The organism is Skermanella rosea, assembly GCF_016806835.2.
In the GTDB taxonomy this organism is placed as follows: domain Bacteria; phylum Pseudomonadota; class Alphaproteobacteria; order Azospirillales; family Azospirillaceae; genus Skermanella; species Skermanella rosea.
Genome location: NZ_CP086111.1, coordinates 3,832,723 through 3,854,490, shown reverse-complemented (window position 1 = coordinate 3,854,490; position 21,768 = coordinate 3,832,723). Strand labels below are relative to the sequence as shown.

Below are 21,768 nucleotides of genomic sequence, written 5' to 3'. Positions count from 1 at the left end.
CGTCGGCCTCCGTATCTGCGTCACGCGATCTCCCGCCACGCCGCGACGAAGCGTTCCGCGCGCCGGGCCAATTCCGGGACGGCCATGCCGGGGGTGTAGAGAGCCGAGCCCAACCCGAAGCCGGCGACGCCGGCGTCGCGGTAGTCGCGCATGGTTTCAGGGGCGATGCCCCCGACCGGCAGCAGGCGGACGTCGGGCGGCATCACGGCGCGCATGGCCTTGACGATGCGGGGGCTGATCAGTTCGGCCGGGAACAGCTTCAGTGCGTCGGCGCCGGCCTTCAGGGCGGCGAAGGCCTCGGTCGGGGTGGTCACGCCCGGAAGGCAGGCGAGGCCGGCGGACTTGGCGGCGCGGATCAGCTCCGTGTCGCCGTGGGGCATGACCACGATGTCGGCCCCGAGGCCCGCGAGGGTCTTCACCTGGTCGGGAGTCATCACGGTTCCGGCGCCGACGATCGCGTCCGGGGGCAGCAGCCTGCGGATCGCGCCGATGCTGTCGAACGGCTCCGGTGAGTTCAACGGCACCTCGATCAGCCGGAAGCCGCGGTCGTACAGGGCCTGGGCCGCGGGCTCCGCTTCCCGCGGGGTCAGGCCGCGCAGGATGGCGACCAGCGGCAGCGCGGCGAAGGCGCCGTCCAGGCGCGTCCGGAGGTCGGAGGCGGCTGTGGCCGGGGTGTTCAGGGCCGGCGTCGTGTTCATGGCATGTCGCTCCTGTCGGAGGAAACGGGGGAGGTGACCAGTCCGGCCTCGACGGCGAACTGGAAGAGCCCGCGGGGGGCGGTGTTGTCGAGCAGGGCCGCCGGGACCGTGCCCAGCAGGTCGAGGGCGCGGACATAGCGCCGGCACAGGGCGGCGTCGCCGATCAGCAGCAGCGGCGTGTCGCCGGCCAGCGTGTCGCGCATACGGGCGAGGCCGGAGACCAGCTCGTTCCCGATCAGCAGGCCCGACAGGTAGTCCTTCAGCACCTCGGGCGGCAGCCGGCGGGTGAGGCCGAGGGTGCGGGCGGCGAAGATCTGGTGGGAGAGGTCGCCCGGCAGCCCGTCGCGGGCGGTCCGCACCCCGGCCGCGAAGGCGGCGTCGGCGGCGGACCGGTCGGCGGGAGAGGCCGCGGGATCGTCCGGCATCAGCCGGCCGAGGATCGAGTGGCGCGACAGCACGGCGAACAGCTCGCCGGTCATGTATGTGGCGAACCGGGCGATACGCCCGTCGGTCACCTGGACCCATTTGGAATGGGTGCCCGGCAAAGCGACGCAGGCCCGGCCGGCGAGGTGGGGATGGTCGGCCAGCGCGCCGGAGATCTGGATCTCCTCCCCGCGCATCACGTCGGGGTCGGCGTCCGGCGGGTCGAAGATGACGCCGGGGGCGATCAGTACGCGCACGCCCGACGCGCTCTCCACCGCGACGGCCTTGCCGGCGAGGCTGCCGGTGTCGGCGGGGCAGGGGACATAGGGCGCTTCCGCCCAGCCCTGGGCGCTGCCGACCATGCCGCCGGCCACGGCGGGAAGCTTGCCGTGGGCTTCCAGCCACGCGCCGCAGAGATCGGCAAAGGCCTGCTCGAAGCCGGGAATGCCGGGGACCGGCAGGTTCTGGATGCCGTGGGCGCTGGCGCGCCGGTCCAGCACCCTGCCGCCCGCGTCCATCAGGTACCCGCGCAGGCTGGAGGTGCCCCAGTCCAGCGCGATCAGGGCGGGGGCATCCGGTTGTTCAATCACTGGGGTTTCCATCCCAACTCCTTGGAGATCGCGTCCGCGCAGTCGCGGACCGCCGGCCCGAGCTCCCGCATCCTCTGCTCCGGCATGAAGGGAACGGCGCTCGCCACGCTGACGGCAGCGGTCACCTGGTTGCGGACGTCGTGCACGGGGGCGCCCACGCAGCGGATGCCGATCTCGTTCTCTTCCATGTCGTACGACCAGCCCTGGCCGGCATAATCCGCGAGTTGCCGCCGGAACTCCGGCCAGGGGGCGAGCGGCGGCCGGCCGGGGACGGTCGAGGCGAAGGCGCGGGCGCGCTCGTACAGGTCCGGCCACCGGTCCGGCGGCAATCCCAGCATCAGGCTCTTGCCCAGCCCGGTCGAGGCCACCGGCATGGCCATGCCGACGCGCGAGCGCATCTCCAGCCCGCGGGTGCCGGGAACCTTGTCCAGGTAGAAGACTTCCCCATCCTCCAGGACGCCGAGATGGACCGTGTCGCCGGTCAGCCGCGCCAAAGTCTCGATATGGGGACGGGCCATCGCCGCCAGGGGCCGATGCTCCAGCGCCCGCATGCCGAGCTGGATCAGCTTCGGCCCGAGCAGGTAGCCCTTGTACGGCACATGGTGCAGGTAGCGTTCGGCGACCAGGCTGTTGAGCATGCGGTGCGTGGTGCTGCGCGGCGTGCCGAGCCGTGCCGCGATCCCCTTCACGTCCCCGATGCCCTCCGCGACGCATTCCAGCAGGGCGAGCCCCCTTAGCAGGGTCTGGGTGCCGCTCCCCTGGCGCTTCTCCGGTGCCCGCTCCCCTGTCCGGTCCGTCCCCTGGGGCTGTTCCAGGACGGCTGCGTGGTGGCCCTTCATGGTGGTGATCCGCTCCCGCGTTGGCCGGGAATGATGTTAGGAAGCCATGCCGGCGTATGTCAAATAGATTAGGTCTGTCCCAAATAGTGGGATATATCGGCATCGGTTGCAGGATCGTTGCAATTGTTCAACCCGGCTTCGCTCTTATCTAGGTCTGCAAATCGACGAGACGAGGAGAGACTCCCATGCGAAACGTTTCCCCCGCCATCGCGGCCGCCTTTTTTGCGACCACGGCGCTGGCCGGCCTGAACCCGGCACTGGCCGTCGACGAGACTTTCGAGACCGAGAAGGGCCGCGTGCAGGTCACCACCTTCGCCGACGGCTTGGCCAACCCGTGGGGGCTGGCATTCCTGCCCGACGGCGGCATGCTGGTAACCGAGAAGCGTGGGAACCTGCGGCATGTCTCGGCCGACGGCACCGTGTCGGACCCGATCCGCGGCATTCCGCAGGTGGACAGTCGAGGGCAGGGCGGGTTGCTGGACGTGGCGCTCGACCCGCAGTTCGCGCAGAACCGGCTGGTCTATTTCAGCTTCTCGGAACCGGGTGACGGCGGCAATTCGACCGCGGTTGCGCGCGGCGTGCTGAGCCCCGATGCCCGCAGCCTGTCCGAGGTGCAAGTCATCTTCTCGCAGAAGCCGAAGCTGCCCAGCACCAAGCATTTCGGCTCGCGGCTGGTGTTCGACAATCAGGGATACCTGTTCATCGGGCTGGGCGAACGGTCGGAGGAACGGTTCCGCACCCAGGCGCAGGACCTCAACTCCCACCTGGGCAAGGTGATCCGCATCCGCCCCGACGGGTCGGTGCCCGAGGACAACCCGTTCGTCAACCGCCAGGGCGCCTTGCCGGAGATCTGGTCCTACGGCCACCGCAACATCCAGGGCGCGGCGCTTCATCCGGAAACCGGCGTGCTGTGGGTCAACGAGCACGGGCCGAAGGGCGGCGACGAGATCAATATCCCGGAGGCGGGCAAGAACTACGGCTGGCCGGTGGTGTCCTACGGCGTCAACTACGACGGCAGCCCGGTCGGCACGGGCAAGCAGCAGGCCGAGGGCATGGAGGAGCCGGTGTACCACTGGACCCCGGTGATCGGGGCGTCCGGCATGGCCTTCTATACCGGGTCGGCGTTCCCGGCCTGGCAGGGCAGCGTCTTCAACGGCGGCCTGGCGACCAAGGACGTCGCCCGGCTCGAACTGGACGGCAGCCGCGTGATCCACGAGGAGCGCCTGTTCGAGGACCTGAACCAAAGGATACGCGCCGTCGAGCAGGGGCCCGACGGCGCGCTGTACCTCCTGACCGACAGCTCGAGCGGCGAGATCCTGCGGGTCTACCCCGCGGAGGGATAAGCCCGCTAGGCCGCCTTGATCGAGCGCAGGAAGTTGCCGACTTCCCGCTGGAGCGCCGCCGACTGGCCGCTGAGCTGGCCGGCGGTGCTCCGTACGGTGGACACCGACCGGGTGGTCTCGGACGAGGCCGACGTGACGCCCGCGATGTTGACCGCCACCTCCTGGGTGCCGACCGCCGCCTGCTCGACGTTGCGGGCGATCTCTTGGGTCGCGGCGGCCTGTTCCTCCACCGCGGCGGCGATCAGGGAGCAGATCTGGTCCATGTCCGTGACGGTGCCCAGGATGTTGCGGATGGCGGCCACCGCGCCCTGGGTCGCCTCCTGGATCTCGTCGACCTGACCCTTGATGTCGCCGGTGGCGCGCGCCGTCTGGGTGGCGAGCTGCTTGACCTCGTTGGCGACCACGGCGAAGCCCTTGCCGGCTTCGCCCGCACGCGCGGCCTCGATCGTGGCGTTGAGCGCCAGCAGGTTGGTCTGGTTGGCGATGTCGTTGATCAGGCTGACCACCGCGCCGATGCTTTCGGCGGCGCTCGACAGGGTCTGCAGCAGTCCTCCGGTCCGCTCCCCGTCGGCGACGGCGCGGCGCGAGGTGTCGGACGAGCGGGTCACCTGCCGCGTGATCTCCTGGATCGACTTGGACAGCTCCTCCGCGGCGGCGGCGACGGTCTCGACGTTCTGGCTGGCCTGCTCGGCGGCGGCGGCCACGGCGATCGCCTGCCGGCTGGTTTCCTCGGCCGCGGCGGACATCGCCTCGGCGGTGGCGTCCAGATGGCCGGCCTCGCCGCCGACCGCCTCCACGATGCCGACGACGGTGCCGCGGAAGCTCTCGGCGAGCTGGTCGAGCTGCCGGTCGTAGACCGCCTTGTTCTCCTCGATGTAGATGGAGATGGCGAGGTCCATGTCGAGCATCACCGCCTTGTTCAGCGCGGCGAGAAGGTCGGACAGCTTCGCCCGGGCCACTTCCGGCCGCCACCGGTTGCTGAACTTGCGGGTGGCGGCATCGTAGAGGTGGTTGACGGTGAAGGCGTAGCCGCCGATGTACCAGCGGGGTTCCAGGCCGATCCGGCTGTGGGTCAGTCCGATGCGCCTGACCGAGGCGAAATACTCGCTGTCGAACCTGCCTGAGAACAGGTTGAGCCAGTGCTTCAACTGGGCCGAGCGGGCGTGCTGGATGCGGTCCTCGCTGGAAAACATCGCCTTCAGCTCGGGATAGTTCTGGACGTGCCGATAGAACTGGTCCAGAGCCGGGGGCAGCAGTTCCTCCAGCTCCGGAGCGAATTCCTTCAAGGTATCCCGCGTCTTCTGATCGATCTGCAGGAAGTCCAGGCGTTGGACTTCATCGCGCTTGCCGCCGGCATCCATCTCGATTCCCCGTTCCGAAATGTTCATTACCAGAATGAACTAACCCCTAAGTATCGTGGGGATAATGCGCGTAATGAGCGGCAATTTCGATCCGTCTTTGGTCATAGTCGAGTTATAGAAAAATGCCTAGGTGGTTGCTTTGATATTTTCGGTCCCAAGAATAAGAACAAGTTACCCGGTACGCGAATGGCAATAAGGTCCATGGGGTAATCTGGGGCTTGCTGTCCGCCATACTGCCGTCCGGTGGAGGAGAGGATGATCTTTACTAACGGAGGAGTCATGCAGATTAACGGATGGTAACAATAGGGCGGAAATGTTCGAAACTGGTCATGCGGTGCTCCGGCGAAGCGGAGCTGCTTGCGGCCTGCCGCCGTGCCGCGGGTTGACCCGGCCGGCCCGCAGCGAGCATCTTCCGCCCTCCCGGCCCGGCGGAGCGACCGGCGGGCCCGAAGGCAGAGACTGAAAGCGGGAACGCGACGCCATGGTTGAAGATTCGGACGCCCAGGACCACCCGGAAGGCGTCGACCCGCATCTGGTCCACGAGATCGCCCGCCGGCATCCGGACTGCCTGACCCTCGCCGAGGCGGGGGTCGCGCGGATGGAGATGGCCGCCGCGTCCGGGCTGGCGTCCTTGGGGCTGCCGCTGCCCAAGGGCAAGCGCGACCTGCTGGTCCCGATCGAGCGGCGCGACGCCGTCGTGCGGGAGATCCAAGGGCATCTGGACCGGGCCAAACGGCGCAACGAACTTCTGGCCGCGTCCCGCCGCGCCCTCGATCCGGCCGGGCATGTCTCGCTCCATCCCGGCGACGGGCGCGACCGGGTCCGGCTGGTCATGACCGACGCGCTGCCCTGGACCGGCATGGCGGAGCCGATCCGCTTCGCGGCCTCCCGCCAGATCGACGTGGACGAGTTCGCCGGACTGGACGAGGCCGGGCCGGACCATGCGGTATTGCGCGACCGCCTGATCGCCGACGGGGTCCTGGCCGAGCGGCTGCACGCGGATGCGGCGCGGCTGGCCGAACGGCTCTGGCGCTACGCGGACGAGGCGGGCAGCGGCGACGACGGCTGGACGTTCGGCTCGCTGTGCGACCGGCTCGGCCGGACGAGCCGCAACCACCAGGACGCCGACGAGATCCTGCGCCGGTGGGACCGGGAGTTCGACGCCTGGCGGCGCGACAGGGCCGAGGCGCGCGGCCGGGCCTTCATCGACCGCCATTTCGACTTCTCCCGCTACGAGCTTCTCTTCCCGGTCGCGCGCGGCATGGGGCGGCGGCTGGTCCTTGTGGTGGGGCCGACCAACTCGGGCAAGACCCACCGCGCGCTGAAGGCCCTGCGGGGGGCCTCCTCAGGTGTCTATCTGGCTCCGCTGCGGCTGCTGGCGCTGGAGGTCATGGACCGGCTGAACCGCGACGGCACGCCGACGACCCTGCTGACCGGCGAAGAGGAGATCAGGACGCCCGACGCCCGGCACGTCGCCTCGACGATCGAGATGATGGATCCGGAACGGCCGGTCGACGTGGCGGTGATCGACGAGGTCCAGATGCTCGCCGATCCCGACCGGGGCTGGGCCTGGACCGCCGCGCTGATGGGCGCTCCCGCCGATACCGTCTATCTGCTGGGGGCGCCCGAGGCACGCCCGCTGGTCGAGCGGGTGGCCGCGCATCTCGACGAACCGCTGGAAGTGGTGGAACTGGAGCGCAAGGCGCCGCTGTCGATGATCCCGCGGCGCCTGGAGTGGACCGACGTGGAGGCCGGCGACGCCCTGATCGCCTTCTCGCGCCGGGACGTCCACCTGATCCGCGACGCGGTGCACGCCCAGGGGCTGACGGCCGCCGTCCTCTACGGGGCGCTGGCGCCCGACGTCCGGCGGCTGGAGGCCGAGCGCTTCCTGTCCGGGCTGGCCGACGTGGTCGTCGCGACCGACGCCATCGGCATGGGGCTGAACCTGCCTGTGCGCCGCGTGCTGTTCACCGCCCTGGAGAAGTTCGACGGCACCGCAGTCCGTCCGCTGTCGCCGGTGGAGATCCGGCAGATCGCCGGGCGGGCGGGGCGCTTCGGCCAGTTCGAGGCCGGCGAGTTCGGCGTGGTCGCCCGCAACACGCCCCAAGCCCTCAAGACGCTGATGGAGCGGGCCGACGCCCGGCTGGGGCCGCAGGCCTCGCTGGCCGTTCGGCCGACCCGCGCCATGCTGGCCCGTCTGGCGGAATACAGCGGCACGACCGAGATGGCGCTGCTGATCGACTGGTTCGCCGCCGCCAGGACGGCGGGGTCGCTGTACCGCATCGGCGACCTGGGGGCGCTCCGCCGCTTGGCGCAGCTGCTCGACGAGCGGTCGCTGGCCTTCCCGGACAAGCTGAGCCTGCTTTTCATACCGGCCGACCTGGAGAAGGAGGCCGAGATGCGGCTGTTCCGGGCGATCCTCCAGGCCGTCGAGACCGCGGAGCCGATGCCGGTCGGCCATGTGGTGCCGGGCCGGATCGACGGGCTGGACGACCAGGCGCTGGAAGACCTGTCGCGCGCCTGCGACCTGTACTACTGGGCGGCGCGGCGGTTCCGGACCCTGTTCCCGGACCGCGACGGGGTGCGGGAGCGCCGCGCCCTGATCGGCAGTCGGCTGGGGGACCTGCTCGCCTCCCGTGCCCGTCGCGAGCGGGAGCCCAAGCAGTCCGTCGGGTCGCCGGGAAAGGCCGGGAAGCCCAAGGCCGGTTTCCGCGGGGCGCCGCGCAAGCGCTTCGGACCGCGGCGGCGGTGACGGGGGCGACAGCCGGGGCGGAGAGGCGGCCGTCCACAGGCGCGCGCGCCGGCTGTCAACTGTATTCTTCGCGGGGCGGAGATGTTCTGGGGGTGTTGTAAGGACGGCACATGAATACTGATTCTTCATTAAAGCGGTTCCAAGTGAAACCCCAAACTTCTGCTTGACACGCCGAAATCAAACGGGTGCCTAAAAAATAGGCATCAGGGTCAAGTGGCAGGATTCCGTTGGGGAGAGCCCTCTCGATCCACAGAGTTATCCCCAGAATTTGGGGATGAAAAATCCGGGTCCGGTTCGAGGTTTGAGGGCTGGAATGCAGCCCATCCAGCTATGGCTTTAGGACTATGCCAAATGGAGCTGATGATCGCAGTTCTATTTCGGTCCGGGGGTGGCCCTTATCGACATCGATCGGCACGCATCGGCGTCCGGCCGAGCGCTGGATTCTTGGGTTTGCGATGGATGTGCGAATCAATAGCGGAAAATAATAAGAACATTTTATATATCAGGGCAACGATCGATGGCGGGCACCTCGCGTCCAGCATCGGCGCTCGAAGGTTACCGGAACTGCCCGAGGCAGCGGCCCTGGCTGTCCAGCGCTCCCAGGACGCTGCGCCAGATCTCCCGGCCTTCCCGATCCCCGCGGGCGTCGGCATCCTCGATCCGCGCTTCGGCCTGCCGGGCGGCCAGACGGCCGTACCGGCCGATCAGGAGGTTGGCCACCGCCCAGTGTTCATGCTCCACGACCATGCGTTCCCCCGTTGCGTCACCTCGTGGCCGGACGGAACAAGTCCCGCCCGATACCCCTTTTTAACAGCAGAAGGCACTCCATTATTCCGCCCACCGGTCAGGTTTTTTCGCGTATGCCTCGCGCGATCGGCCTGTCGGCGGATCGCAACCACGCTAATCGACGGAGCTGTTCCACCCCGATGAGTTGGATCGTCAGAATAATCGTGCTCTCCCTGATCGTCGGGCTGGCCTTGTCCTTCCTCGACATCGAACCGATGGGCATTCTCTACGACACCTGGGACACCGTCCTGGCGGTCTTCGGCCTGTTCACGGGGGTCGCGGAGTGGGCGCTCCCCTACGTCCTGGTGGGGGCGGTCGTGGTCGTTCCCCTGGCGCTGATCGCCGCCCTGCTACGCTATCTCGGGCGGCGGTGAGCGGGGGCGGCGGGGGTGAAACATGGCTAATTCGTGCGTATTGTGACAAACCTGTGATGCCCCGGGTGCGCAGTGTGCGGGGTGGCCGGTTATGGTTAATTTAATCCTGCGACCGGAACATGACCCGACCTGCAATGAGAGCCCATGGCAGGACAAGGTCCGTTCGCATCCTCTACTCATCGCGCATTCGCCTCGGGTGACAGCTTGCTGTCACCTCTTTTTTGTGCCGCTCCCATAGGAGAAGGCAAGCTATCGCCCTATTCTTGGTGTGGATTTTCCCGCGCCGGAAAAGAAAAAAGCCAGAGGTCCTTGGGAGAACCTCTGGCTGAAAGGCGATTACAGGGAGGGTTAGAGACAAGAGTGTTTCTATACCAGGGCTCGGATCGCCTCGTTGATCTAGATCAACAGTCGGGAACCTTATTGAAGGTTTTCGAAAAAAGTCCGCCGATCTGGCTGTTGCCATGCTTTCGGAAGTCTTAATTCATGCCTCGCGGCATTCCTCCGCACTCTTTCGGGACCCCTAGCCCTTCGATCCGTACAGCTTCTCCGGATCCGTCTCGACCTCCAGGACGGTCTCGACGCCTCCCGGCCGGGCGGCCCGGTAGAAGCAGCTTCGGCGACCGGTGTGGCAGGCGACCCCGGTCTGGTCGACCAGGACGAGCACGGCGTCGCCGTCGCAGTCGACCCGAAGCTCCTTCAGGTGCTGCACTTGGCCGGACGTCTCGCCCTTGCGCCACAGCTTGCCGCGCGAGCGGGAGAAGTAGCATACGCGGCCGGTGGCCAGCGTCTCCTCCAGGGCGGCGCGGTTCATCCAGGCCAGCATCAGCACCTCGCCGGTGTCGTGCTGCTGGGCGACGGCGGCGACCAGCCCGTTGGCGTCGAAGCTGACGAGGTCGAGCAGCTCGCGGTTGCCGGCGTTCATGGTCATGCCGCGGCCGCCAGTCGGGCGAGCCCGCGGTCGAGGTCGGCGATCAGGTCGTCCGGGTCCTCCAGGCCGGCGTGCAGCCGGATCATGGGGCCGTCGGTGCGCCAGCGGGTCGCGGTGCGCAGCTTCTCCGGGTGGATCGGCAGGATCAGGCTCTCGTAGCCGCCCCAGCTGTAGCCCATCCCGAACAGCTCCATCCCGTCGAGGAAGGCGGCGACCGCCGCCGCGGAGCAGGGCTTCAGCTCGATCGCGAACAGGCCGCAGGCGCCGGTGAAGTCGCGCCGCCAGAGCGCGTGGCCGGGATCGTCGGGCAGGGCCGGGTGGAGCACCCGGGCCACCTCCGGCCGCGCCTGGAGCCAGCGGGCCAGGTTGAGGGCGGTGTCCTGGTGCTGGCGGAGGCGGGCGCCCATGGTCCGCAGTCCGCGCAGGCCCAGATAGATGTCGTCCGGCCCGGCGCAGGTGCCGAGCTGCACGGAGTTGCGCTTCAGGCGGTTCCAGACCTCCTCCGTGCCGGCGGTGATCACGCCCAGCATCGCGTCGGAATGGCCGACCATGTATTTCGTCGCGGCGTGGATAGACAGGTCGACGCCGTGGTCGAACGGCTTGAAGAACAGCGGCGTCCCCCAGGTGTTGTCGATCATCACGACGGCCCCGGCCTTTTTGGCCGCGGCGGCGATGGCCGGCACGTCCTGCACCTCGAAGGTCAGGGAGCCGGGCGATTCCAGGAACACCACCCGCGTGTTGGGCCGGATCAGCCGCTCGATGCCGGCCCCGACCAGGGGGTCGTAGAACTCCGCCTCGACGCCGAGCCGCTTCAGCATGTCCGAGCAGAACAGCCGGGTCGGCCCGTAGACGCTGTCGGTGACCAGGACGTGGTCGCCGGCCGACACGAATGCCAGCAGCGCCGTCGTGATCGCCGCCAGCCCCGACGGCGCGGTCACGGCCTTGAAGCCGCCCTCCAGCCGGGCCACCGTCGCCTCGAACGCCTGGGAGGTCGGCGTGCCGATGCGGCCGTAGCGGACGCCGTCGAACGAGTGGCCGGCCTCCTCCAGCGCCGCGACGGTGGGGAACAGCACGGTCGAGGCATGGTAGACCGGCGGGTTCACGATGCCGAAATTGGCGTGCGGGTCGTTGCCTGCATGGGTCAGGATGGTGTCTGGACTGGCGTTTTTCATGGCTTCTGCTGAGAAGATGGGCGGTATCGTCCCCGGCGCGCCGCAGGCGGACGCCGGGGCGCTGGACGAAAGCGCAGTCTGTCATTCCCGCGGGCTGCGGCCAACCCCGTTCGAGGCTCCGCCGCCCCGGGGCGCCACGGGACGCGGCTGCGCTATCGATCGAACCGGCTCAGGCGCGATGACGCGACCGTGGTCATGCACTTTTGTAGGGGCAGCCTCAATCAAAAGCTATTCCATATGGCTCAAACATTGCTAGAACTTGATCGGGCGGCCGGATTGTTCCGGCCGCACCCAATGCAGGTTCGTGCAGGTTCGAAGAAAACAGGGTAGGTCCAATGAAAACGAAAATCATTGCCGCGATGGGCACAGCACTGGCGATCGCTCTGGGCAGCGGGGCCGCATTCGCCGGGCCGACGCTGAACGCGGTCAAGCAGAAGGGCTTCGTTCAGTGCGGCGTCAACACCGGTTTGCCGGGCTTCTCCAACCCGGACAGCCAGGGCAACTGGACCGGGCTGGACGTGGACGTCTGCCGCGCGGTCGCCGCCGCCATCTTCGGCGATGCCAAGGCCGTCCGCTTCACGCCGCTCTCCGCGCAGCAGCGCTTCACGGCCCTGCAGTCGGGCGAGATCGACATCCTGTCGCGCAACACGACCTGGACGCTCAGCCGCGACACCTCGCTCGGCCTGAACTTCGCGCCGACCACCTTCTATGACGGCCAGGGCTTCATGGTGCCGAAGGCGCTGGGCGTGTCCAGCGCCACGGAGCTGAACGGCGCCACCGTCTGCGTGCAGCCCGGCACCACGACCGAGCTGAACCTGGCCGACTATTTCCGCGCCAAGGGCATGCAGTTCCAGCCCGTCGTGATCGAGTCCTTCGACGAGGTCAACGCCGCGTTCTTCGCCGGCCGCTGCGACGTCTACACCACCGACGCGTCGGGCATGGCGTCGATCCGCTCGACCCTGGCGCCCAACCCCGACGACTACATCATCCTGCCCGAGCTGATCTCGAAGGAACCGCTCGGCCCGGCGGTGCGCCACGGCGACGACGAGTTCTTCGACATCGTCAAGTGGACGGTCTACGCCACCCTCGAAGCGGAGGAGAAGGGCATCAATTCGGGCAACGTGGACGAGATGCTGAAGAGCCCGGACCCGACCATCCAGCGGCTGCTGGGATCGAACCCCGGCATGGGCCAGGCGCTCGGCCTGGACGAGAAGTGGGCCTACAACGTGATCAAGACCGTCGGAAATTACGGCGAGATCTTCGAGCGCAACGTGGGCGTCAAGACGCCGCTGAAGCTGGAACGCGGCCCCAACGGACTGTGGACCAACGGCGGCCTGATGTACGCTCCGCCGATCCGCTGATCCGGCGCGCCGCCGCCCCCGCGAGAACGGGGGACGGCGGCGACCCGGCCTTTCGCCTTCACTTCCGCCCGTCTTCCCGGCCCGCTCTCCTTGAGGCCAACCCATAGGCCATTGGTCCGGGCCGGGCTCCCGTTTCAACCGGGAAAGGAGAGATCCTTGGCAATATCGACCAGAGGCCCCGGGAACCTGGCTCCCCAGGCGCCGCGCCGCTCCCTGATCAACGATCCCAACGTCCGGGCGATCTTCTTCCAGATCCTGGTGCTGGGCGGCGTCGTGCTGCTCGGCTGGTACCTGGTGTCCAACGTGCTGGAGAACCTGGCGCGGCAGAACATCGCGACGGGCTTCTCCTTCCTGGACCGCGAGGCGAGCTTCGCCATCGGCGAGACGATGATTCCCTATTCGCCGGCGAGCAGCTACAGCCAGGCGCTTCTCGTGGGCTTCCTGAACACCATCAAGGTGGCGGTGCTGGGCATCATCCTGGCGACCGTCCTGGGGACCATCGTCGGCATCGCCCGGCTGTCGAGCAACTTCCTGGTGGCGAAGCTGGCCTCGATCTATGTCGAGGTGATCCGCAACGTCCCCGTCCTGCTGCAGCTCTTCTTCTGGTACGCCGTGATCAGCGAGAGCCTGCCGCAGCCGCGCCAGGCGCTGAACCCGATACCGGGCGTGTTCCTGAGCAACCGCGGCATGAAGTTCCCGGGCTTGGCGGACGACCCGATCTGGACCTGGGTCGGCATCGCCCTGCTGGCCGCGATCGTCGGCGTCTGGCTGCTGGCGCGCTGGGCACGCAAGCGCCAGGAGGCGACCGGGCAGCAGTTCCCGGTGGTGCTCGGCTCCATCGGCGTGCTGGTGGCGCTGCCGCTGCTGACCTGGTTGGCCGGGGGCGCTCCGACCGCGCTGGACGTTCCGGAGCTCCAGGGCTTCAACTTCCGCGGCGGCATCAACATCAGTCCCGAATTCGCGGCCCTGCTGATGGGCCTGGTGATCTACACCGCCGGCTTCATCGCCGAGATCGTCCGCAGCGGCATCCGGGCGGTCAACTGGGGCCAGACCGAGGCGGCCTCCGCCCTGGGACTGCACCGGGGCGAGGTGCTTCGCTTGGTCGTGCTGCCCCAGGCACTGCGGATCATCGTTCCGCCGACCACCAGCCAGTACCTGAACCTGACCAAGAACAGCTCGCTCGCGGTCGCGATCGGCTATCCCGACCTGGTCAGCGTCGCCAACACCACCCTGAACCAGACGGGGCAGGCGATCGAGGCGGTGTCGATCATGATGGCGGTCTACCTGACCATCAGCCTCGGCATCTCGCTGTTCATGAACTGGTACAACACCCGCATCGCCCTGGTGGAGCGCTGACATGGCAGACCATATCTCCCTCCAGGGTTCCGACACCGTGTCCTCCGGCTCCGCCGGCTCGCAGGTGGTCAAGCCGCCGGCGCTGGCGCTCGGCCCGCTCGGCTGGGTCAGGGCGAACCTGTTCAACAGCTGGTTCAACTCGATCCTGACGATCCTGATCCTGTGGCTGGCCTACCAGGTGATCCCGCCGCTGCTCAACTGGCTGTTCTTCAACAGCGTCCTGCCGGGCGAAGGGGTGACCAACCAGACCTGCCGGGCGTCGGGCGGGGCCTGCTGGGCCTTCATCCACGAGAAATACCGGCTGATTCTGTTCGGACTTTACCCCTACGAGGAGCAGTGGCGGCCGATCGCGTCCATCCTGATCATCGTCGGGATGCTGGCGCTGAGCTGCAACCGCAACTTCTGGCGGCCATGGCTCGCCGTGGTCTGGGCGGTCGCCGCGGTGGTCGTGGCCGTGCTGATGTGGGGCGGCGTGCTGGGCCTGCCGTTCGTCCGCAATACCCTGTGGGGCGGCCTGCCGCTGACGCTGATCCTGTCGGTCGTCGGGCTGGTCGTGGCGTTCCCGCTGTCGATCCTGCTGGCGCTGGGGCGGCGGTCCGACCTGCCGATCGTCAAGTCGATCTGCGTGGTCTATATCGAGCTGATCCGCGGCGTGCCGCTGATCACCGTGCTGTTCATGGCGTCGGTGATGTTCCCGCTGTTCCTGCCGACCGGCGTGACCATCGACAAGCTGCTGCGCGCCCAGATCGGCCTGATCCTGTTCGCATCGGCCTATCTGGCGGAGGTCATCCGCGGCGGCTTGCAGGCGATCCCCAAGGGCCAGTACGAGGCGGCGGACAGCCTGGGCCTGACCTATTGGCAGAAGACCCGCATGATCATCCTGCCGCAGGCACTGTCGATCACGATCCCGCCGCTGGTCAACACCTTCATCGGCTTCTTCAAGGACACCTCGCTGGTGATCATCATCGGCCTGTTCGACCTGATGAGCGCGTCGAAGGCGGCGCTGACCGATCCGGCGTGGCGCGGCTTCTACAAGGAGTCGTACCTGTTCGTGGCGCTGATCTACTTCGTCTTCTGCTTCTTCATGTCGAAGTACAGCCAGTGGCTGGAACAGGAACTGCACCGCGGCCACAAGCGATAAACGCATTCTACCGGGAGACGACACATGAGCGACGCGAGACAAACGGCGGCGCCCGAGGCTGGCAACGACATCGCGGTCCAGCTCAGCGACGTGCACAAGTGGTACGGCGAGTTCCACGTGCTGAAGGGCATCAACCTGACCGTGGCGCGCGGCGAGCGGATCGTGATCTGCGGCCCGTCCGGCTCCGGCAAGTCCACGCTGATCCGCTGCATCAACCGGCTGGAGGAGCACCAGCGCGGCCGCATCGTGGTGGACGGGATCGAGCTGACCAACAACCTGAAGAACATCGACCAGGTTCGCCGCGACGTCGGCATGGTGTTCCAGCACTTCAACCTGTTTCCCCACCTGACCGTGCTGGAGAACTGCACCCTGGCGCCGATCTGGGTCCGCAAGATGCCCAAGGACCAGGCCGAGGCGATGGCGATGAAGTACCTGGAGCGGGTGCGCATCCCCGACCAGGCCCGGAAATACCCGGGCCAGCTCTCCGGCGGCCAGCAGCAGCGCGTGGCGATCGCCCGCTCGCTGTGCATGAACCCCAAGGTCATGCTGTTCGACGAGCCGACCTCCGCCCTCGACCCCGAGATGATCAAGGAGGTCCTGGACGTCATGATCAGCCTCGCCCAGGAGGGCATGACGATGCTCTGCGTGACCCACGAGATGGGCTTCGCCCGCACCGTGGCGAACCGGGTGATCTTCATGGACCGCGGCGAGATCGTCGAGCAGAACGAGCCGCTGGAATTCTTCAACAACCCGCAGTCGGAACGGACCAAGCTGTTCCTCAGCCAGATCCTGGCGCATTGAAGCGTGAGGCGGCGCCGGATGGCGCCGCCTCACGCCTTAACGGGCGACGGAGCGATTGAAGGCGAAAGTTGAAACAATCCTTGGCTTGGCGCCGTATGAAAGGCGGTGTTGGATCAACGGACATTCTGGATCATGTGGCCGGTGCAGTGTCGGGAATGCCGGATATGCTCCGGTCTTCACCCGAAGCACCGGCCACCATTTCATTCAAAGCGCGCCCGATCGCGCTTTCAGGATTCGATGCAATCCGTTTCCTCATTTCCACTGCCGTTTCGACGTTCGAGTTTTTCAGTCGCCAAGCCGCGAGGTATTCCGCGACGGGGTCGTAGGTGAATTGCAGACGGCGATTGGTGAGGTTCTGTTTGAGGAGGCCGGAAGACACGAGCATTTCGATGACAGCGACAGGCTCCACTTTCGCTTCGCTTTGGGCATCCATGAATGCTGATTTATCGGCTTCCGCCATTAGAATGCCGCGCAGGTAGGATCGCTCGATCTCCCGGGGAATCAAATGCTCCCGCACGGCTTCAACGGCGGCTATCGCCGCTGCCAGCGCCATATCGTCGGGATCGAGGTTTACCTTGTCCACGCGCAGCGCTTCCACGTAGTGCAGCACCAGATCAAGCTTTTCAGTCGAACCAAGGGGGTTGTGCAGGGCTTGCTCTATCGCAAAGCGCAGAAACAAGGGGCTTGGGATTGATGGCGCATTCACGAGAGCGCTGATTCTTTTCTCCACCTCCGCGCATTTATCCTCCGGAACATAGGCGGTGATGAAAGCCGGAACATTCTCGAGTTCCAGGGGTTGCGTCTCCAGACGATCGGCTCGTTGCCAGACGTGGCCCTGTGGCGGTGGCTTTCGGGAGGTAACGATGAGATGACGGAAATGGCGTTCGGATAGTGCCCTGCCAATCCTCTCGACAGCATCCTTCATGGCCCTTTCGCTCAGGGAGTCAACCACTGGGCAGAGCCAGCCTGCGGCGCCAAGGGTCTTGACCATGGCTTCCGTCGGGCTGCGATCCCACTGGAGGAGACTGAGTCGTGCGGCCACCAGGGCAGCGAGTGATCCCTCCCAATCCTCATCCACCAGCACGGGAACAGGCGCGCGCCGCCGATCGAGGAGACTCTCCCGGACGAGGTGAAACGCAAGGGCGCTCTTGCCGCTTCCCCCGACGCCATCAATCCAGATGATCCCCCGACCGCCAGAACCGATAGATTTCTTGAACGCGGCGACCTTTTCCTCGTGGAAGAAGGCCAAGTATCGCAAGCGCTCCCCGACCGCGGGAGATCTCGTGAAACACTCCGCTTCCAGAGCGGCGCGATGCTTACGAAGCCAAGCCTTCAGCGGCCTCCTCGTCGTGCCGAACCACTTATAAAGGGTAATAATATCAAGAAGCCATTTCCATGATGGTGGAGATGATGAACCGGTAACCGGCATCGCCCAGTGGGCCAGCCGTGCCGGCGTAATAAACCATAGGAAAACTGCCGAAAGAAGCACCATAATCCACAGTAGTGCTGGCCAGAGAAATCGCTTCGTCCATATGTCGAAACCGTCGTAAGTCTCGACCAAGGCTCGCGCTATTTGGCGGACGGCGTTTTCGAATTGCTCCCAATCCGTCCAGTTGTCGAACAGGATCTGCCGGGCACGTGCCATGGTGATAGCAGGTACCGCGCCACGTGACGTCAGAAGAGCGCCACCTTGATCGAAGCCGCGGACGAGGAGTTGTGATTCGTCCGAAGGTGCCAATACCCCTTCCGCCGTCATAATGACCAACCCATCGGTATGCAAGAACATATCGCCTTTCCAGACAAAGTCATCGTCCAGCAGTCGTACTCTGTCAGGACATTGCAGTGCATACGTGTTGTGACCGAGTACCTGAATACTCTTCATCGGACAGGTGGGGTCAAGCAGTCGTCCCCCTCCCGACAAATCCCAAAGGTACAACAGGTGGCCCTGGGCACCCGAAACAATGCGGCCTCCCGAAGGGCTGAAAACCACCGTATCGAACGAGGCCCCGGGCAACTCGAAGGGCTCTGAGGCTGGCTGGCCGTCGAGCCTCCACAGGCGTATGGTACCGTCTTGGTCGCCTGAAACAATGCGATCGCCCGCTGGGTTGAAGGCAACGCTTAACACGGCGCCTTCGTGTCCCCGGAAGGGTTCTGCGGCAGGTTCGCCGGTAAGCTTCCAAAGACGCACCGTCCCGTCCGCACCAGCCGAAGCGATCCGATCGCCTACAGGATTGAATGCGAGGCTCTTGATCTCGCCATCATGACCTTGGAAGGGTTCACCGATCTGGGTTCCGGCGAAATTCTGGATCCGTACCGCTCCATCAACACCGACTGACGCAACCAGATCAATCCCGGGGTTCAATGCAAATGCTAGTGGATGCCCACCAAATAATTTGAATGGTTGCGAAACCAAGCCGCTGTCTAAAGTTTGGGCCTTTATCGTCCCAAAAAAGTTAAGGATTGCGACCCGTTCACCCGTCGGGCTGAGGTTTACGAGCCAGGAAGACTGAAACCGCCCCCGGATTGGATCTCCAACGGATGACCCCTTGATTGTCCATATGCTAATGAACCCATTCTGGCCTCCTGCGACGATGCGGTCGCCAGCGTGGTTGAAAGCGGCGCTCCAGATCCAGTCGGAGGCACCCCAGCCGCCGGTATTCCGGGTAACCGAATCTGTCAATGTCCCTTCCGGACTCCGTAGGTCTACACCTCCAGACTGGCCGCTGGAAACAATACGGTCGCCGGTATGGTCGAAGGCGACGATGGTGATCCAGCCACCTTTCGCTTTGGCAGGTTTGGCGATTGGCTTGCCATCCAGGGTCCAAAGCCGAACCGTTCCATCCTGACCACCGGAAACAATGACATCCCCGGATGGATTGAAGTCGACGCTCCTGACAGCGTCTCCATGCCCCTTGTAGGGCGCTGCGGCGAGCGTGCCGTCGAGGGTCCAAAGCCGCACAGTTCCACCATGGTCGCCTGAGGCGATTCGATCGCCCGCAGGATTGAAGGCCAGGCTCCAAATCCAACCGTCTCCATGGAAGGGTGCGGCGGCGGGCGTACCGTCAAGATTCCAGATCCTGATAGTGCCGTCGGTGCCGCCGGAAGCGATGCGGTCTCCCAACGGGCTGACGGCAACGTGCAGGACGGCTCCCTGGTGTCCCCTGAAGGGGGGCACGACTGGCGTGCCGTCCAATGACCACAGTCGAACGGTTCCGTCCTGGCCGCCCGAAATTATCCGATCGCCCGCTGGGTGGAAGACTACGCTTGAAATCCAGCCGTCATGCCCTTTAAAGGGCTCGGTGACCGGAGATCCGTCGAGCGTCCAGAGCTTGACCTTACCATCCTGTCCGCCAGAGACGATGCGGTCCCCTGCCGGGTTCAAGGCGACTGCCATAGCCGCACCGTCGTGCGCTCGGAAACTAGGCTGACGGGAGCTCGAATCAAGCACCCAGAGTCTGACAGTTCCATCATTGCCACCAGAAACTATCTGATTGCTTCCGTCCGCGAAGGCGATACTGAAAATTGCACCGTCGTGCCCTTTCATCGACTCGACCGGACCTTTTCCGTCGAGCGACCAAACTTTTAGCGTTCCATCCAGTCCAGCTGATGCGATTCGGTAGCCGGACTGGCTGAATACCGCGCTACCGACCCAGCCTTCATGTCCGCGAAAGGGTCCGGCGACTAAACTTCCATCGAGATCCCAGACCCGTACCGTCCCATCCTCCCCGCCGGAGACGATGCGATCACCGCGGGGGTTGAATGCAGCAGTCCATACATTGCCCTCATGGCCCCTCAATGGTTCGGTTGAGTGAGTCCCATCTAGCATCCACAGCCTTACAGTTCCATCGGCTCCAGTCGAAACGATACGGTCGCCCAGCGGGCTAACGGCGATGCTCCACACCGTACCCTCGTGGCCTCGGATCGGATCAAGTGCCGGTGTTCCGTCAAGTGTCCAGATGCGTATCGTTCCATCCCAATCGGCAGAAAAGATGCGCGTGCCGTCCGGGTTGAAAGCGACGCTGGTGATCCTCGACTCATGTCCCCGGAAGGGTCGCGCTGACGCTTTCCCGTCGAGGGTCCAAATCCTTACCGCTCCGTCGTCGCCACCTGAAGCGATATGGTTACCCGAAGGGCTGAAAACCGCGACGCGCGCACCCGCGAAAATCTCAACAGTCTTAATCGGGCGACCAGGGTTGGAAATGTTGAAGAGATCGATTCGTCCGTTGTCATTGACTACCATCAAGGTTTGAGGGTCACCGGGCCTGAATAGAACCTTCCTTGGACTGAGATCGGTCAGACCAAGTTGTGGAACGTACCGAGGCTCGTCGCACAACGCCGGCACGGCCAGAAAAGCGCAAAAGACAAGAGCTAAGCTGATTATCGGCGTCAGGCAAAAGTTTTTGTACGCCTTTGATGGAGGTGCACATTTGTGCATGCGGTCACCGCTCGACGTCATGTTTCACCTCTGAAACAGGAAGACAAACCGATAGAGGGTCATGGTCATTCCTGCTCCGTGACTTGCGAAAGCGAACCTGGAGGATTGCGGAAAACGTGTTGCCAGAAGGTTATCGGTTCGATCTCGAAGTGAAAGTTCCGGAACGTGGCAGGCTCCTGCCGATCCTACGAGTAGATGTGGAGATGGCAGCGTGATGAGTGATCGTCGGGTTGTTCTGAAGCGAATGGTGACGATCGCTGCCTAAGCCTGTTCTCAGGATCTAAGCGATCCATGCAACCGGAGACTTCGACATGAGCAAGGGCCTGGACGGACATTCCCCGACCGACGTGACCCATCACCTGAAGGGGATCGATTTTCCCGCCGGGAAGGAGGATCTGGTCAAGCACGCGAAGCAGCAGGGCGCCGACGAGAGCGTGGTCGATTTGATCGGCAAGATGCCCGACGGCCGGTACGAGACCATGGCCGATGTCATGAAGGGCGTGGGCAAGGCCGGCTGAACGCTTGCGGAGGACTGGCGATGACGGGGAATCTGGAAGATCGCATCCGGCGGCGCGCCCATGAGATATGGGAGCATGCCGGACAGCCCGACGGCCGGAATGACGAGCATTGGGAACAGGCCTGCCGGGAACTGGCGGCCGAGGATGCAGCGACGGGCCGGGAGTTCGACGCCGAGCCGAACCTGTCGGCCGTTGCCGCCGGACGCATGGAGGCGACCGGGTCGCCGCAGGCTCCCCTGTCGCCGGGTGCCGCCAACAGCAGCAGGATGGCCAAGGCCCGGCGGAAGGACGCGACCTGATGCGCGGAGTTGAACGGAGGAGTGGTTCCATGCGTGTCCCGATCCTTGCCCCGATCCTTGCGATGGCCGGCCTGATCGCGGCCGGCGCCGCCTTTCCGGCGATGGCGCAGCAGGACAGCTGCCTGGACGAGATACAGCGCCTTGAAGCCGCGTTCGCGCAGGGCGGCGGGCCGGCGGGCGACCAGGCCGGGGCCAGTCCGCAAGGTGGTGGAACGCCCAACGCCGACCGGGCCCAAAGCTCGGCGACCAGCCGCGAGGCGATATCCCGGGACTTGGCACGGTCGGGCGGCACGGTGGCGCCGTCCAGCATCGGCAGCGGCGTCGGCTCCGAGCAGCCCGACCGCGGCGTCGAGCCTGTTCCCCTGGGCCGCAACCCGGGCCAGCAGCCGGGAACCCGCGCGGGCGCCACCATCACGCCGCAGCAGCGCGACGACATGGCCGCGATGCTGCGCGAAGGCCGCGCCGCCGCCGAGCGGGGCGACACCGGGACCTGCCTGGACAAGGTCCGCCAAGCCCGGCAGACGGCCCGGTCGGCCATGACCGGAGCGGGAGGCGGGTGATCGAAAGCGGTACCCGATCAGCCTGACCCGG

Annotated in this window: 18 protein-coding genes; 10 read left to right on the top strand and 8 right to left on the bottom strand. The window is 65.7% G+C overall.

Annotation, left to right across the window (positions count from 1 at the left end):
• Positions 1-20: 20 nt before the first annotated feature.
• From JL101_RS17990 to JL101_RS17980, 3 genes are read right to left on the bottom strand one after another with little or no spacing between them, the layout of a single operon-like run.
• On the bottom strand, positions 21-698 hold the full coding sequence (locus JL101_RS17990; protein ID WP_203097118.1) for a 2-dehydro-3-deoxy-6-phosphogalactonate aldolase: 678 nt from the start codon (positions 696-698) through the stop codon (positions 21-23).
• A complete protein-coding gene (locus JL101_RS17985; protein WP_323374668.1) occupies positions 695-1,711 on the bottom strand; it encodes a 2-dehydro-3-deoxygalactonokinase in 1,017 nt (338 codons plus the stop codon). Before JL101_RS17985 ends, JL101_RS17990 begins: the two co-directional genes overlap by 4 nt.
• A complete protein-coding gene (locus tag JL101_RS17980; protein WP_203097120.1) occupies positions 1,708-2,550 on the bottom strand; it encodes an IclR family transcriptional regulator in 843 nt (280 codons plus the stop codon). Before JL101_RS17980 ends, JL101_RS17985 begins: the two co-directional genes overlap by 4 nt.
• A gap of 185 nt (positions 2,551-2,735) precedes the next feature.
• Between JL101_RS17980 and JL101_RS17975 the strand changes: the two genes are divergently transcribed.
• Complete coding sequence (locus JL101_RS17975) at positions 2,736-3,893, top strand: PQQ-dependent sugar dehydrogenase (protein ID WP_203097121.1); 1,158 nt, start codon at positions 2,736-2,738, stop codon at positions 3,891-3,893.
• Positions 3,894-3,898: 5 nt separating this feature from the next.
• Here the strand turns inward: JL101_RS17975 and JL101_RS17970 are convergent, their stop codons facing one another.
• The gene (locus JL101_RS17970; protein WP_228434930.1) at positions 3,899-5,281 is read right to left on the bottom strand and encodes a globin-coupled sensor protein; all 1,383 of its coding nucleotides are present in this window, start codon (positions 5,279-5,281) and stop codon (positions 3,899-3,901) included.
• Positions 5,282-5,735: 454 nt separating this feature from the next.
• Between JL101_RS17970 and JL101_RS17965 the strand changes: the two genes are divergently transcribed.
• A complete protein-coding gene (locus tag JL101_RS17965) occupies positions 5,736-8,006 on the top strand; it encodes a helicase-related protein (RefSeq protein ID WP_203097122.1) in 2,271 nt (756 codons plus the stop codon).
• A gap of 555 nt (positions 8,007-8,561) precedes the next feature.
• Here the strand turns inward: JL101_RS17965 and JL101_RS17960 are convergent.
• Complete coding sequence (locus JL101_RS17960) at positions 8,562-8,753, bottom strand: hypothetical protein (protein ID WP_203097123.1); 192 nt, start codon at positions 8,751-8,753, stop codon at positions 8,562-8,564.
• A 179-nt stretch (positions 8,754-8,932) separates the two neighbouring features.
• Between JL101_RS17960 and JL101_RS17955 the strand changes: the two genes are divergently transcribed.
• Positions 8,933-9,166: a hypothetical protein gene (locus JL101_RS17955; protein ID WP_203097124.1), complete on the top strand. Its 234-nt coding sequence runs from the start codon at positions 8,933-8,935 to the stop codon at positions 9,164-9,166.
• 520 nt (positions 9,167-9,686) lie between these two features.
• On the opposite strand, the gene hisI is transcribed toward JL101_RS17955, so the two are convergent.
• A complete protein-coding gene (gene hisI, locus JL101_RS17950; protein WP_203097125.1) occupies positions 9,687-10,094 on the bottom strand; it encodes a phosphoribosyl-AMP cyclohydrolase in 408 nt (135 codons plus the stop codon).
• On the bottom strand, positions 10,091-11,266 hold the full coding sequence (gene metC / locus JL101_RS17945; RefSeq protein ID WP_203097126.1) for a cystathionine beta-lyase: 1,176 nt from the start codon (positions 11,264-11,266) through the stop codon (positions 10,091-10,093). Before metC ends, hisI begins: the two co-directional genes overlap by 4 nt.
• Before the next feature lie 335 nt (positions 11,267-11,601).
• On the opposite strand from metC, the gene JL101_RS17940 reads away from it, so the two are divergent.
• From JL101_RS17940 to JL101_RS17925, 4 genes are all read left to right on the top strand, one after another.
• A complete protein-coding gene (locus JL101_RS17940) occupies positions 11,602-12,627 on the top strand; it encodes an amino acid ABC transporter substrate-binding protein (RefSeq protein ID WP_203097127.1) in 1,026 nt (341 codons plus the stop codon).
• A 162-nt stretch (positions 12,628-12,789) separates the two neighbouring features.
• The gene (locus JL101_RS17935; protein WP_323374739.1) at positions 12,790-13,983 is read left to right on the top strand and encodes an amino acid ABC transporter permease; all 1,194 of its coding nucleotides are present in this window, start codon (positions 12,790-12,792) and stop codon (positions 13,981-13,983) included.
• Between the two features lies 1 nt (position 13,984).
• A complete protein-coding gene (locus tag JL101_RS17930; protein ID WP_203097129.1) occupies positions 13,985-15,124 on the top strand; it encodes an amino acid ABC transporter permease in 1,140 nt (379 codons plus the stop codon).
• A gap of 24 nt (positions 15,125-15,148) precedes the next feature.
• Positions 15,149-15,925, top strand: a complete 777-nt coding sequence (locus JL101_RS17925; RefSeq protein WP_203097130.1) for an amino acid ABC transporter ATP-binding protein — start codon at positions 15,149-15,151, stop codon at positions 15,923-15,925.
• A gap of 130 nt (positions 15,926-16,055) precedes the next feature.
• Here JL101_RS17925 and JL101_RS17920 read toward each other — a convergent pair whose 3' ends face one another.
• Positions 16,056-20,165: a WD40 repeat domain-containing protein gene (locus JL101_RS17920; RefSeq protein WP_203097131.1), complete on the bottom strand. Its 4,110-nt coding sequence runs from the start codon at positions 20,163-20,165 to the stop codon at positions 16,056-16,058.
• Positions 20,166-20,671: 506 nt separating this feature from the next.
• Between JL101_RS17920 and JL101_RS17915 the strand changes: the two genes are divergently transcribed.
• From JL101_RS17915 to JL101_RS17905, 3 genes are read left to right on the top strand one after another with little or no spacing between them, the layout of a single operon-like run.
• Positions 20,672-20,878 carry a DUF2795 domain-containing protein gene (locus tag JL101_RS17915; RefSeq protein WP_192499005.1) on the top strand — a complete coding sequence of 69 codons (207 nt, stop codon included), beginning with the start codon at positions 20,672-20,674 and terminating at the stop codon, positions 20,876-20,878.
• A 20-nt stretch (positions 20,879-20,898) separates the two neighbouring features.
• Positions 20,899-21,177: a DUF2934 domain-containing protein gene (locus JL101_RS17910; protein ID WP_203097132.1), complete on the top strand. Its 279-nt coding sequence runs from the start codon at positions 20,899-20,901 to the stop codon at positions 21,175-21,177.
• A 29-nt stretch (positions 21,178-21,206) separates the two neighbouring features.
• Complete coding sequence (locus JL101_RS17905) at positions 21,207-21,737, top strand: hypothetical protein (protein ID WP_203097133.1); 531 nt, start codon at positions 21,207-21,209, stop codon at positions 21,735-21,737.
• The last annotated feature ends 31 nt before the right edge of the window (positions 21,738-21,768 follow it).